Below are 13,277 nucleotides of genomic sequence, written 5' to 3'. Positions count from 1 at the left end.
TTGCACCACGTGCCGCGTCGGTCTACCCTCGGGGGCGTTCGATCACCGCGGGCAATCCGCACCCGGTGTCGGTCCCGGGGGCTCCATCCCGGATCGCATTCTCTCGTCGAGTCGATAATTCCGCATAGCTGGTGCAGGGATTGACCTAGGCGGGTTTCCGGTAGCTACGGTGACACGAATTCGGCGCGTTCCACCTGGAACACGCGAGAACCCCGTGTGGCGGCTCGGCCGCTGTGACCCGCGTGTCCCGGCCGGGGAAGCCACACCGGGCAGGAGCAGACCGTTCCGCGATCGGACGCGGGCGGTAGTCCGCTGATCCACCTGGAGGCGTGGATCGGTCAGGAAGGACATGTGTGAGCAACACCGATCTTTTGAGCGGCGACGTGGCGACCGCCCCGTCGAACGCTGAGCCAGGGGAGCAGAACGGTACGGCCGCGCCGAAGCGCCGCAGTGGCGGCCTGTCCGGCATGGTGATCGCCGACCTGCGGGAACTCGCCGCCCAGCTGGGCATCGGCGACACCAAGGGGATGCGCAAGGGCGACCTGATCGCCGCCATCCGCGAGCGTCAGGGCAAGGCCCCGCGCAAGCGCGCCGCCGACGAGACCCTGCCCCTCGACGGCATCGCCGCGAAGGTGGAGGCTCCGGCGCCGAGCAAGCCCGTCGAGAAGGCGCCCCGGCAGGAGGAGGCGCCGGCCGGTCAGACCGCCCCCGCGGCGGAGAAGGCCGACAAGCCGGCGCAGGCCGAGAAGCCCGTGAACGGTGCCGAGGCGCCCCAGCAGCACGAGGACGGCCCCCGGCGGGAGGGCGGCGCCCGCCGTCGCCGCGGCTCCAACCGCGCGGGGGGCAGCCCGGACAACCGCGGCAACGACCAGCAGCGCGGTGACCAGCGCGACCAGCGCGACCAGCGTGACCAGCGCGGTGGCGACCAGTCCCAGCAGGGCGGTGGCGACCAGCGCAAGCAGAACAACCAGCGCGACAACGCCGGTGGTGGCCAGCCCAAGCAGAACCAGGGCGGCGGCCAGAACTCCGGCGGCGGGGACGACGACGAGGGCGGCCGCCGCGGCCGCCGGTTCCGGGACCGCCGCCGCCGCGGCAACCGCGGTGAGGGCGGCACGGACACCGAGATCCGCGAGGACGACGTCCTGCTGCCGGTCGCCGGCATCCTGGACGTCCTGGACAACTACGCGTTCGTGCGCACCTCGGGCTACCTGCCCGGGCCGAACGACGTGTACGTGTCGCTGTCCCTGGTCCGCAAGCACGGCCTGCGCCGCGGTGACGCGATCACCGGTGTGGTCAAGCAGCCGCGCGACGGCGAGCAGCAGCGCCAGAAGTTCAACCCGCTGGTGCGCGTCGACAGCGTGAACGGCCTGGACCCGGACGAGGCGAAGCGCCGTCCCGAGTTCACCAAGCTGACCCCGCTCTACCCGAACGAGCGGCTGCGCCTGGAGACCGAACCGCACAAGCTGACCACCCGCGTGATCGACCTGGTCATGCCGGTCGGCAAGGGGCAGCGTGCCCTGATCGTGTCGCCGCCGAAGGCCGGCAAGACCACGATCATGCAGGACATCGCGAACGCGATCACCACGAACAACCCCGAGTGCCACCTGATGGTCGTCCTCGTCGACGAGCGTCCGGAAGAGGTCACCGACATGCAGCGCTCGGTGAAGGGCGAGGTCATCGCCTCGACCTTCGACCGGCCGCCGTCGGACCACACCTCGGTCGCCGAGCTGTCCATCGAGCGGGCCAAGCGCCTGGTCGAGATGGGCATGGACGTGGTGGTCCTGCTCGACTCGATCACCCGCCTCGGCCGCGCCTACAACCTGGCGGCCCCGGCGTCCGGCCGGATCCTGTCCGGTGGTGTCGACTCGACCGCGCTGTTCCCGCCGAAGCGGTTCCTCGGCGCGGCGCGCAACATCGAGAACGGCGGCTCGCTGACGATCTTCGCCACGGCGATGGTCGAGACCGGATCCACCGGTGACACGGTGATCTTCGAGGAGTTCAAGGGCACCGGCAACGCCGAGCTCAAGCTCGACCGCAAGATCGCCGAGCGGCGCGTCTTCCCCGCGGTGGACGTCAACCCGTCCGGTACCCGCAAGGAGGAGCTGCTGCTCTCGCCGGACGAGCTGGCGGTGACGCACAAGCTGCACCGGGTCCTGCACGCGCTGGACTCCCAGCAGGCCATCGACCTGCTGCTGTCCCGCCTGCGCAAGACCAAGACCAACATCGAGTTCCTGATGCAGGTCTCCAAGACGGCGCTGGCGTCGGACGACGACTGAGCCTGGTGACGGACGAAAACGGCCACCCTCCGCGCGGAGGGTGGCCGTTTTCGCGTCACTACTTGCTGGGCACCGCCGCGGGCGTCCAGCCGCGGTAGCTGCCGAAGTAGCCGTAGCCGCCCATGGCCTTGGTCACGTGCCCGATCTTGTTGTTGACGCTGGTCGACCAGAAGCCGCCGGCACCGTCGGAGATGCCGACGTGCCCGTAGCCCCCGCCGATCGCCCAGTACACGAACGCGCCGCGCGGTGGGTTGCGGTCGCCGGCGTGCCGGCTGCTCGCCCCGTTCCAGTGCGCGTTGGCCGACGACCACACCCCGGTGGTGCCGTAGGCGTTCTCCACGGCTTTCTCGCACATGCCCTCGTAGGCGCTGCTGCCGTTGCGGTTCTGGAACCACTCGATCGCGCCGGAGACGGTGCCGTCACCGGCGCTGAGAACCGACAGGTCGCTGGTCGCGGCCTCGGTGGTGGTGGCGGCCTCGCTCGTGAGCGGGACCAGCGTGAGCGCCGCGGCCGCGAGCGCGGCGACTGCCAGGGACTTGACGGTGCGGGACATCGGCTCCTCCTTACCCGGCGGGTCCGGGTCTGGTGAGCAGGCTCCCGCGCTCCCGTACAAAACCCGTACACTCCCGGTATCCGGAATATGCGCGGTGCGGGGTGCGTTGACCTGCACGTCAGTGCGTCTGGCAGAATCAACCCGCTAACGTCCGGCTCCGGTTCACCCCACGTGTTGACAGATCGGCGCGGGGACCCGGCGGCCACGATGAGAGGACTCCATGAAGAGCGGTATCCACCCCGAGTACGTGCCCACCACGGTCACCTGTGGTTGCGGCAACACCTTCACGACCCGCAGCACCAAGACCTCCGGCGCCATCACGGTCGAAATCTGCTCGAACTGCCACCCCTTCTACACCGGCAAGCAGAAGATCATGGACACCGGTGGCCGGGTCGCGCGGTTCGAGGCGCGTTACGGCAAGCGCCAGAAGCAGGCCGACGCCAAGTAGCTCCACCGACGGCGCCCGCTCCCGAGCATCGGGGGTGGGCGCCGCTTTTGTGTTCCGGCGACGAGAGGAAGGGACGGTCGTGGACTCGTCTTCCCTGCACGGGCTGCTCGACGAGTACGCCGAGCTGGAGAAGCAGCTGGCGGACCCGGCCGTGCACGCCGACCAGGGCCGGGCGCGCAAGCTCGGCCGCCGGTACGCCGAGCTCAGCCCGATCGTGAAGGTCATCACCGAGCTCGACAGCGCGCGTGACGACCTGACCACGGCCCGGGAGCTGGCCGGCGAGGACCCGGGGTTCGCCGACGAGGCCGACGAGATCGCCGCCCGCATCCCGCAGCTGGAGTCGCGGCTGACCGAGCTGCTGCTGCCGCGCGACCCCTACGACGGCTCCGACGTCGTCATGGAGATCAAGTCCGGTGAGGGCGGTGAGGAGTCGGCCCTGTTCGCCGGCGACCTGCTGCGCATGTACCTGCGGTACGCGGAGCGGCACGGCTGGAAGGCCGAGGTGCTCGACGCCGTGCACTCCGACCTGGGCGGCTACAAGGACGTCACGGTGGCCGTGAAGAGCAGGGCCGGCGATGCCGACGGCGTCTGGGCGCGGCTGAAGTTCGAAGGTGGCGTGCACCGCGTGCAGCGCGTGCCGGCCACCGAGTCGCAGGGCCGGATCCACACGTCCGCGGCCGGTGTCCTGATCTACCCGGAACCGGAGGAGGTCGAGGTCGAGATCGACCCCAACGACCTGCGCATCGACGTGTTCCGGTCGTCCGGGCCCGGCGGCCAGAGCGTGAACACCACCGACTCCGCGGTGCGGGTCACCCACCTGCCCACCGGCATCGTGGTGTCCTGCCAGAACGAGAAGTCGCAGATCCAGAACCGTGCGCGGGCCATCCAGGTGCTGCAGGCCCGCCTGCAGGCCATGGCGGAGGAGGAGGCCGCCGCCAAGGCCGCCGACGCGCGCAAGTCGCAGGTCCGGACCGTGGACCGCTCGGAGCGGGTGCGGACGTACAACTTCCCCGAGAACCGCATCTCCGACCACCGGGTCAACTACAAGGCGTACAACCTGGACCAGGTCCTCGACGGCGATCTGGACGCCGTGCTGGATGCGCTGGCCGCCGCCGACCGCGAGGAGCGCCTGGCCGCCGCCGGCCAGTGACGGCGGCGGCACGGGTCAGCTCACCGGCGGGTTCAGGACGGGTCGCGCTCCAGGAACTTCCGGATGTGCGCGAGCCAGTCGTCGCGGGCCTCGATCTGCATCAGGTGCCCCGACTCGATCTCCACGTACTCCGCGCCGGGAATGCCGGCCGCCAGTTCGCGCTGCAGGTCGAGCGGCGCCAGCAGGTCCTGCCGGGTACCGATCACCAGCGTTGGCGCGGTGACCAGGGCCAGGTCGGCACGGGTGTCGACGGCGGCCACCAGATCCACCTGGTCCGGTGTGCCGGGCGGTACGACCAGCCCGGCCAGTGCGGCGTCGACTTCCGGGCGGGACAGCGCGTTGAGGAAGTCCCGGCCGGTCGCCACGAAGGTCATGTACTTCGCGAGCAGCTCCGGGTTCCCAGCTTCGAGCAGCTCCCGCCACACGCCGACGGCCAGCCGCATCTGGTTCGACAGGCGCGCGAACCCGGCGGTCAGCACCAGGCCGGTGACCCGGTCCGGGTGCCGCGTCGCCGCCCGCACCGCCACCGCGGTGCCGAGCGAGTAGCCGAGGACGGTGAACCGGTCCACCCCGGCGTCCACGGCGGTGGCCACGAGCGAATCGGCCATCTCGTCCAGGTCCAGCGGACGCCGGCTGCGCGGGGTCGCCCCGGTGCCGGGGTAGTCCGGGCCGACGACGGTGTGCGTGCGGGCGAGGTCGTCCAGGATCGGGCCGAAGTTGGCCTCGACACTGCCGCCCGCGCCGTGCGCGAGCAGCAGGCCGGGGCCGGACCCGCGGACGAGATGCGAGAAACGTTCGGTCATGCCGCGAACGTAAGCGTTCATACCGGTGTGAAGGTCAAGCCCGCGGACGCGCGGACCGCTCGCGGCACACGTCCCCACCACCGGGCGGGCGCTGTGGAAAAGTTGGGTACGTGAAGCGGCAACCGTTGCGACTGGCGATCCTCGAGGCGATGCGCATCCTGGAGGATGCGGGCGTGGCGTCCCCGCGCGCGGACGCCGAGCTGATCGCCGCGCACGTGCTGGGTGTCGAGCGCGGCCGCCTGCCGCTGGTGCCGCTCGTCGACCCGCCGGTGGTGGAGGCCATCGGCAAGCTCGTCGCGCAGCGGGCCAAGCGCGTGCCGCTGCAGCACCTGACCGGGTGGGCCGGGTTCGCCGGCATCACCCTCGACGTCGGTCCCGGCGTGTTCATCCCCCGGCCGGAGACGGAACTGCTGGTCGAGTGGGGTCTGCGGCACATCCACGGCCGCCAGTACCCGGTCGTGGTCGATTTGTGCACCGGATCCGGGGCGCTGGCGCTGGCGATCGCGCACGAGCGGCCGGACGCGGTGGTCTACGCCGTGGACGTCGACCCGAACGCGCTGGCCTGGGCGCGCCACAACGCCGACAAGCAGGCTGCGGCGGGGGACACCCCGATCCGCCTGTACTCCGGCGACGTCGGGGACAACACGATCTTCGCCGAGCTGGACGGCCTGGTCGACCTGGTGGTGTGCAACCCGCCGTACGTCCCGCCGGGCGGGGACCTGCCGCCCGAGGTGGTCGACTTCGACCCGCCGCAGGCGGTCTTCGCCCCGGACGGCGGGCTGGCGGTGGTCCGGCAGGCCGTCGCGACCGCCTGCCGGCTGCTCAAGCCCGGCGGCGGGGTGGCCGTGGAACACGACGACACGCACGGTTCGGCCGCGCCGGCGCTGCTGGCGTCCCGCAAGGTGCTGACGGACGTCCAGGACCACCGCGACCTCGCCGGACGCCCCCGTTTCGTGACCGCCCTCCGCGGCTGACTCCTCACCACCCGCGTCCCGCAGCAGCCAACCCACCACCCGCAGCAGCCAACTCACCACCCGGAGCGGCCAACACGCCGCCCGCAGCAGCCAACACGCCGCGTCCGCGTGTTTGCTGCTCGTCGCGCCGTGTTCGCCGCTCGTGGCGGTGTGTTGGCCGGATGGGGCGGTGTGTCGGCCGGTCGCGGCGGTGTGTTGGCCGAAGCGTGACCGCGACCCGCAACCAAGTCGTTACGCGCTCCGGAATAGTCTTCACCCCATGAGCGCGGTGTACGACTGCAACCGTCCGGAAACGCGGGCGGAAGGGCTGGCCGCGGCGGCGAGCGCGGTGCGTTCGGGGCGCCTGGTCGTGCTGCCCACGGACACGGTGTACGGCATCGGCGCGGACGCCTTCGACTCGTCCGCCGTCGGCGCGCTGCTGCGGGCGAAGCACCGCGGACCGGACCTGCCCGTCGGCGTCCTGGTCGGCTCCTGGTCCACAGTAGACGGTCTGGTGCTCGGCGTGCCGCCGCAGGCGCGGGCGCTGATCGAGGCGTTCTGGCCCGGGGATCTGTCCATTGTGCTCCCGCATGCGCCGAGCCTGCGCTGGGACCTGGGCAGCACCCGCGGCACCGTCACGCTGCGGATGCCGCTGCACCCGGTCGCGCTGGAGCTGCTGCGCGACGTCGGCCCGATGGCCGTCTCCAGTGCCAACGTCGCCGGTCGTCCCGCGCCGACCAGCGTGCCGGAGGCGCAGGACCAGGTGGGGGAGTCGGTTGCGGTCTACCTCGACGGCGGGCCCAGCGGTGAGCCGGTGCCCTCGTCGGTCATCGACCTGACCGGGGCCGAGCCCGTCCTGCTCCGGGCGGGCGCGGTCGGCGCCGAGGCGATCTCGGAGGTGCTCGGCGCGCCGGTGAAGACCGCGGCCTGATGACCCCCGTAACGACCGCCGGCCTCCCGATCCGGGAGTACATCCTGGTCGGCCTCATCGCCGCGACCCTGACCTTCCTGCTCACGGGCGTCATCCGCCGCCTGGCGATCCGCCTCGGTGCGATCGCCAACCCGCGCGCCCGCGACGTGCACGTCATCCCGATCCCGCGAATGGGCGGCGTCGGCATGTACCTGGGCGTTGTCGGCGGGATGGCGATGGCGCACCAGCTGCCCGTGCTGCGCCGCGCGTTCGACTTCTCGCTCGACCCGGTCGGTGTTCTGATCGGCGGTGGCGTGATCGTCCTGATCGGCGCCCTGGACGACCGGTTCGAGATCGACGCCTGGACCAAGCTCGCCGGACAGGTCATGTGCGCCGGGATCCTGGTCATCTTCGGTGTCCAGTGGAACGTCTTCTGGGTGCCGTGGGGCGGCAACGGCGACGCGCTCGGTTCCGTGGTCACCCTGGACAACAACCAGGGCGGCCTGCTGATGGTGCTGCTGGTCGTGCTGCTGGTCAACGCGCTGAACTTCGTCGACGGACTGGACGGGCTCGCCGCGGGGCTGGGGTTCATCGCAGCGGCCGCGACCTGCGCGTTCTCGCTCGGCCTGCTCCGCTCGCAGGGCGGGGACGTCGGCGTGTACCCGCCGGCGCTGATCGCCGCGACGCTGGCCGGCGCGTGCCTGGGCTTCCTGCCGCACAACTTCCAGCCGGCGAAGATCTTCATGGGTGACTCCGGCTCGATGATGATCGGCCTGATGCTGGCCGGTGCCACCACCTCCGCCTCCGGGAAGATCAACTACACCCGGTTCGGCGGCTCGGACGCGCTGGCTCTGCTGTCGCCGCTGCTGGTCGTCGTCGCGGTGCTGTTCCTGCCGGTGCTCGACCTGCTGATGGCGGTGGTGCGGCGCACCCGGCGCGGCGAGAGCCCGTTCGCGGCGGACAAGATGCACCTGCACCACCGCCTGCTGGAGATCGGGCACTCGCAGCGCCGGGCGGTGCTGCTGATCTACCTGTGGGCCGGCCTGCTCGGCTTCGGCGCGGTCTCGGTGACGCTGTTCGACACCACGGCGGTACTCTGGATTGTCGGCGCGGGCCTCGTCCTCGCCGGAATCGTGTCCGTCATTCCGCGTCTGAGATCGCGGAACCAGGGAGTGTCATGACCGACAAGACCGAGAACCCGCACGCGCAGTCGGTGCTCAAGCTGGCCGACGCGATGCTGCGTTTCGCGCTCTGGCCCGCGGTGGCCACGGTGGTGGTCGGCGTGGTCGTCTCCACGGTGCTCAGCGGTGTCCCCGGCCTGCTCGGCTCGCTCGTCGGCGGGGCCATCGCCTTCGCGTCTTCGCTGGTCACGCTGTTCATGATGCGCAAGTCCGCGGCGCTGGACCCGTTCATGGTGATGGCGGTGGCCGTCGGGGGCTACATCCTCAAGGTGCTCGTGCTGTTCGGGGTGATGACCGCGCTCAAGGGCGTGGATGCGTTCAACCGCTACGCCCTGGCGCTCACCACGCTCGCGGTCATCCTGGTGTGGGCGGCCGCGGAATTCCTCGCCTTCCGCAAGACCAAGATCCCGACGATCATCCCCGGCTGATCGGCGCAGGTCGGGGCGGTTTTTTCCAGATCGGAAACGGAGTGCGGAGCCGTTAAGGAGTACGCCCGTACGGTGTCGTTTTACCAGCTGGTATCGTCCGCATTGTGGAGGTGGGCCCCCCGGGCCGCGCTCCCGATGCGGAACCCCGACCGGCAACGTGGCGATCGAGACGGATGGCCCCTGAACCGGAAGGGCCGATTCTGCCGTCGGTGATCGTAGTACCGAAACCCCCAAGTGGCTGACCGTACACCTGGTGTTCACTCAGGGGATCCGCCTCCAACTACCCGAAACGTATCGGGTACGTTAAGTCCAGATCGTGACGATTCCCCCGGCGGAGTGAACGCCGGCCGGGAGAACCGGAAGGAGCCCAGTTGGGCGCGCTGGTATTGGCCGCGGGCGACACGTTCACGCCCCCGGGTGCCGGAGATTTCGAGCTGCCGTCGATCTTCCTCGGCGTCACCAAGCCGATGATCCTCATCGTGCTGTCGGTGGTCATCATCGCGGCCTTCTTCCTGCTGGCGACCCGCAAGCTGAAGGTCGTCCCGGGCAAGGGGCAGTTCGTCGCCGAGTACGTCTACGACTTCGCGCGCAACGGCATCGCCCGTGAGCAGATCGGGTCGAAGGACTTCAAGCCGTTCATCCCGCTGGTGCTGACGTTGTTCAGCTTCGTGCTGGTGAACAACGTGTTCGGGATCATCCCGATCTTCCAGTTCCCCACCTTCGCGCACATCGGCTTCCCGCTCGCGCTGTCGCTGTTCGTCGTGTACCCGGTCTACCACTACGTGGGGTTCAAGCGGCACGGTTTCGTCGGCTACCTCAAGCACGCGACCGTCCCGCCGGGCGCGCCGGCGCTGATCTACCTGCTGCTGACGCCGATCGAGTTCCTGCAGAAGTTCGTCCTCAACCCGCTCACCCTGGCGGTCCGGGTGTTCGCCGCGATGTTCGCCGGCCACCTGATCCTGCTGGTGTTCACGGTCGCGGGTGAGTTCCTGCTTCTCCACGCCGGAGGCGTGTTCAAGCCGATCTCGGTGGTCTCGTGGGCGTTCGCGATCCTGATGACCTTCGTGGAAGCGCTGATCCAGGTGATCCAGGCGTACGTGTTCGCCGTGCTGTCGGCGAACTACATCGGCGCCGCGCTCGCCGAAGACCACTAGAAGAAACCGAAGCCCCCGATCCGCGTGGTAGCGGACCGACTGAAAGGGAAACGCAAGTGAGCAACATCGTTCTCGCCGAGGCCGCCAGCAGCATCAACCCCGGTCTCGCCGCCATCGGCTACGGCCTCGGCGCGATCGGGCCGGGCATCGGTGTGGGTCTGATCTGGGCCGCGGTCATCAACGGCACCGCCCGTCAGCCGGAGGCCCAGGGCAAGCTCATGGGTATCGCCTGGACCACCTTCGTGCTTACCGAGGTGCTCGCCCTGATCGGTCTGGTCGTCTACTTCATCGCCTCCGCCGCCTGAGTTAACCGCTCACCGCTGAAGGAGTCGTTGTGGTGAAGACCCAGATCGTGCTGGCCGCTGAGGAAGCGCCGAACCCGGTGCTGCCGCACGTCAGCGAGATCATCCTCGGCCTGGTCGCCTTCCTGATCCTGCTGTGGCTGCTCAAGAAGTTCGCCGTGCCGCGCTTCGAGAAGATGTACGAAGAGCGCACCGCGGCCATCGAGGGTGGCATCGCCAAGGCGGAGAAGGCGCAGGCCGAAGCCGAAGAGGCGCTCGCGAAGTACCAGGCGCAGCTCAAGGACGCCTATTCCGAGGCCGCCAAGATCCGTGACGACGCCCGTCTCGAGGCGGAGCGGATCAAGGAGGAGCTGCGGGCCGAGGCCCAGGACGAGGCCGCCCGGATCATCGCGCAGGGTCACGCCGCGCTGCAGGCGCAGAAGGCACAGATCGTCACGGAGCTGCGCAACGAGCTGGGCCGGAACTCGATCGAGCTGGCGAGCCGGATCGTCGGGGAGCACCTCGAGGACGAGGTCCGCCGCCGGGGCACGGTCGACCGGTTCCTCGCCGAGCTCGGCAGCAGCGCCGGTAACGGAGCGGGGAAGTAGTCCAGATGACGCTGACGCTGCACGCCGCGAGCCGCGAGGCGCTCGCCTCGGCCGAGACCCGGCTCGCCGAGGTCACCGGCGGGGCCGGCACCGACCCGGCCGCCCTCGGCAACGAGCTGCTGGCCGTGGTCGACCTGCTCGGCAGGGAGATCGGGCTGCGCCGCGCGGTCGCCGACGCCTCGTCCGACCCGCGGGCCCGCACGCGGCTGGTTCGCGCGGTGCTGACCGGGAAGGTGTCCGAGCAGACCTTGCGCGTGCTCGACGCCGTGGTCGAGGCCCGCTGGTCCAGCCCGCGGGAACTGGTTGACGGAGTGGAGTCGCTCGGCCGCAACGCGTTGCTCACCGCCGCGGAGCGGGCCGGAAAACTGGACGCCGTCGAGGACCAGTTGTTCCGCATCGCCCGTATCGTGGTGAGCAACCCGGAGCTGGAGCAGACGCTGTCCGACCAGACGGCATCCGGCGACGCGAAGCGCAGGCTGCTGCGCGAGCTGCTGCAGGGCAAGGTGGACGACGTGACCCTCGCCCTCGTGGAGCAGGTCGTCGGCCGGTCGGCGGGCCGCAGCGTCGGGTACAACCTGGACGAGCTGGTCAAGCTCGCCGCGCAGCGCCGTGAGCGCTCGGTCGCGTACGTCACGAGCGCGAGCGAGCTGTCCGCGGAGCAGCGGGAGCGGCTGGCCGAGCAGCTGCACCGGATCTACGGGCGGCCGATCGGGCTGCACGTCGAGGTCGACCGCCGCCTCGGTGGCGGGCTCGTCGTCCGCGTGGGCGACGAGGTCATCGACGGCAGCGCTGCGGGCCGGATCGCCGAGCTGCGCCGGCAGCTGGCCTGACACCACAACAAGACTTTGCACACCTGCAGGAACGAGAGAGCGGGAACGACATGGCGGAGCTGACGATCTCCTCGGACGAGATCCGTAGCGCGATCGAGAACTACGTCTCGAGTTACTCACCCGAAGTCAACCGGGAAGAGGTCGGCGTCGTCGTGGACACCGGCGACGGCGTGGCCCACGTCGAGGGTCTGCCCTCGACGATGGCCAACGAGCTGCTGGAGTTCCCCGGCGGCATCCTGGGTGTGGCCCAGAACCTGGAGCCACGCCGGATCGGTGTCGTCATCCTCGGTAACTACGAGTCGATCGAGGAGGGCCAGGAGGTCAAGCGCACCGGCCAGATCCTCTCGATCCCGGTCGGTGAGGGCTTCCTGGGCCGGGTCATCGACCCGCTCGGCAAGCCGATCGACGGCCTCGGTGACATCGTGGCGGAGGACCGCCGCGCCCTCGAGCTGCAGGCCGCCTCGGTCGTGCAGCGCCAGCCGGTGTCCGAGCCGCTGCAGACCGGCATCACCGCCATCGACGCGATGACCCCGATCGGCCGCGGCCAGCGCCAGCTGATCATCGGCGACCGCAAGACCGGCAAGACCGCGGTCTGCGTCGACACGATCATCAACCAGAAGGCCAACTGGGCGACCGGTGACCCGAGCAAGCAGGTCCGCTGCATCTACGTCGCGGTCGGCCAGAAGGGTTCCACCATCGCCGGTGTCCGCAAGTCCCTGGAGGACGCGGGCGCGCTGGAGTACACCACGATCGTCGCGGCCCCCGCGTCGGACTCCGCCGGCTTCAAGTGGCTCGCCCCCTACACCGGGTCTGCGCTCGGCCAGCACTGGATGTACCAGGGCAAGCACGTCCTGATCGTGTTCGACGACCTGACCAAGCAGGCCGACGCCTACCGCGCCATCTCGCTGCTGCTGCGCCGCCCGCCGGGCCGCGAGGCGTTCCCCGGCGACGTCTTCTACTTGCACTCGCGGCTGCTCGAGCGGTGCGCGAAGCTGTCGGACGAGCTGGGCGGGGGTTCGCTGACCGGTCTGCCGGTCATCGAGACCAAGGCCAACGACATCTCGGCCTACATCCCCACCAACGTCATCTCGATCACCGACGGGCAGTGCTTCTTCCAGTCCGACCTGTTCAACTCGGGTCAGCGCCCCGCGGTCGACGTGACCACCTCGGTCTCCCGGGTGGGCGGTGACGCGCAGATCAAGGCGATGAAGACGGTGTCCGGTTCGCTGCGGATCGACCTGTCGCAGTACCAGGAGCTGCAGGCGTTCGCCGCCTTCGCCTCCGACCTGGACCCGACCTCGCGCGCCCAGCTGGACCGCGGTGCCCGCCTCTACGAGGTGCTCAAGCAGCCGCAGTACTCGCCGATCCCGGTGGAGCAGCAGGTCGTCACGGTGTTCCTCGGCACCAAGGGCCAGTTCGACGACGTGCCGGTGGAGGACGTGGCCCGGTTCAACACCGAGCTGCTGGAGAACATCCGCCACAAGCACGACGACATCCTCGCCGAGATCCGCGACAAGGGTAAGTGGACCGACGAGCTCGCCGAGCGCGTCATCGCCGCGACCACCGAGTTCAAGAAGGGCTTCACCACCTCCTCCGGTGAGCAGCTCGTGAACGAGGCCGAGGCCGAGGCGATGGACGCCGACAAGGTGGGGCAGGAGACCGTCAAGGTCAACAAGCCCGCCCCGACGAAGTGACCGGATAG

General features: G+C 69.9%; 14 protein-coding genes. 12 read left to right on the top strand and 2 right to left on the bottom strand.

Annotation, left to right across the window (positions count from 1 at the left end):
* Positions 1-353 precede the first annotated feature (353 nt).
* The gene (rho, locus tag FHX46_RS23140; RefSeq protein WP_167118842.1) at positions 354-2,276 is read left to right on the top strand and encodes a transcription termination factor Rho; all 1,923 of its coding nucleotides are present in this window, start codon (positions 354-356) and stop codon (positions 2,274-2,276) included.
* A gap of 58 nt (positions 2,277-2,334) precedes the next feature.
* Here rho and FHX46_RS23135 read toward each other — a convergent pair whose 3' ends face one another.
* Positions 2,335-2,829 (bottom strand): CHAP domain-containing protein, encoded by a 495-nt coding sequence (locus FHX46_RS23135; protein WP_167118838.1) that lies wholly within the window; start codon positions 2,827-2,829, stop codon positions 2,335-2,337.
* Positions 2,830-3,049: 220 nt separating this feature from the next.
* Between FHX46_RS23135 and rpmE the strand changes: the two genes are divergently transcribed.
* Entirely contained in the window at positions 3,050-3,277 is a 228-nt protein-coding gene (gene rpmE, locus FHX46_RS23130) for a 50S ribosomal protein L31 (RefSeq protein WP_167099093.1), read from the top strand.
* A gap of 79 nt (positions 3,278-3,356) precedes the next feature.
* Positions 3,357-4,427, top strand: a complete 1,071-nt coding sequence (gene prfA / locus FHX46_RS23125; protein WP_167118836.1) for a peptide chain release factor 1 — start codon at positions 3,357-3,359, stop codon at positions 4,425-4,427.
* Between the two features lie 32 nt (positions 4,428-4,459).
* On the opposite strand, the gene FHX46_RS23120 is transcribed toward prfA, so the two are convergent.
* Positions 4,460-5,230 (bottom strand): alpha/beta fold hydrolase, encoded by a 771-nt coding sequence (locus FHX46_RS23120; RefSeq protein WP_167118833.1) that lies wholly within the window; start codon positions 5,228-5,230, stop codon positions 4,460-4,462.
* A 110-nt stretch (positions 5,231-5,340) separates the two neighbouring features.
* Here FHX46_RS23120 and prmC point away from each other — a divergent pair, with 110 nt between their 5' ends.
* The 9 genes from prmC (at position 5,341) to atpA (ending at position 13,269) form a co-directional block, all read left to right on the top strand.
* Positions 5,341-6,204, top strand: a complete 864-nt coding sequence (prmC, locus tag FHX46_RS23115; RefSeq protein WP_167099084.1) for a peptide chain release factor N(5)-glutamine methyltransferase — start codon at positions 5,341-5,343, stop codon at positions 6,202-6,204.
* A gap of 259 nt (positions 6,205-6,463) precedes the next feature.
* Positions 6,464-7,114 carry an L-threonylcarbamoyladenylate synthase gene (locus FHX46_RS23110; RefSeq protein ID WP_167099081.1) on the top strand — a complete coding sequence of 217 codons (651 nt, stop codon included), beginning with the start codon at positions 6,464-6,466 and terminating at the stop codon, positions 7,112-7,114.
* Positions 7,114-8,274, top strand: a complete 1,161-nt coding sequence (locus FHX46_RS23105) for a glycosyltransferase family 4 protein (protein WP_167118831.1) — start codon at positions 7,114-7,116, stop codon at positions 8,272-8,274. The genes FHX46_RS23110 and FHX46_RS23105 overlap by 1 nt, the downstream gene beginning before the upstream one ends.
* Positions 8,271-8,702: a hypothetical protein gene (locus FHX46_RS23100; protein ID WP_167118828.1), complete on the top strand. Its 432-nt coding sequence runs from the start codon at positions 8,271-8,273 to the stop codon at positions 8,700-8,702. The genes FHX46_RS23105 and FHX46_RS23100 overlap by 4 nt, the downstream gene beginning before the upstream one ends.
* Positions 8,703-9,073: 371 nt before the next feature.
* A complete protein-coding gene (atpB, locus tag FHX46_RS23095; protein WP_167118826.1) occupies positions 9,074-9,856 on the top strand; it encodes a F0F1 ATP synthase subunit A in 783 nt (260 codons plus the stop codon).
* Between the two features lie 56 nt (positions 9,857-9,912).
* Entirely contained in the window at positions 9,913-10,161 is a 249-nt protein-coding gene (locus FHX46_RS23090) for an ATP F0F1 synthase subunit C (RefSeq protein ID WP_167099069.1), read from the top strand.
* A 29-nt stretch (positions 10,162-10,190) separates the two neighbouring features.
* Positions 10,191-10,745 (top strand): F0F1 ATP synthase subunit B, encoded by a 555-nt coding sequence (locus tag FHX46_RS23085; RefSeq protein ID WP_167118823.1) that lies wholly within the window; start codon positions 10,191-10,193, stop codon positions 10,743-10,745.
* An 11-nt stretch (positions 10,746-10,756) separates the two neighbouring features.
* On the top strand, positions 10,757-11,575 hold the full coding sequence (locus tag FHX46_RS23080; protein ID WP_167121625.1) for a F0F1 ATP synthase subunit delta: 819 nt from the start codon (positions 10,757-10,759) through the stop codon (positions 11,573-11,575).
* 50 nt (positions 11,576-11,625) lie between these two features.
* The gene (atpA, locus tag FHX46_RS23075; RefSeq protein ID WP_167118821.1) at positions 11,626-13,269 is read left to right on the top strand and encodes a F0F1 ATP synthase subunit alpha; all 1,644 of its coding nucleotides are present in this window, start codon (positions 11,626-11,628) and stop codon (positions 13,267-13,269) included.
* The last annotated feature ends 8 nt before the right edge of the window (positions 13,270-13,277 follow it).

The organism is Amycolatopsis viridis, assembly GCF_011758765.1.
Classification (GTDB): domain Bacteria; phylum Actinomycetota; class Actinomycetes; order Mycobacteriales; family Pseudonocardiaceae; genus Amycolatopsis_E; species Amycolatopsis_E viridis.
This window is presented reverse-complemented; position numbering and strand designations above follow the sequence as displayed.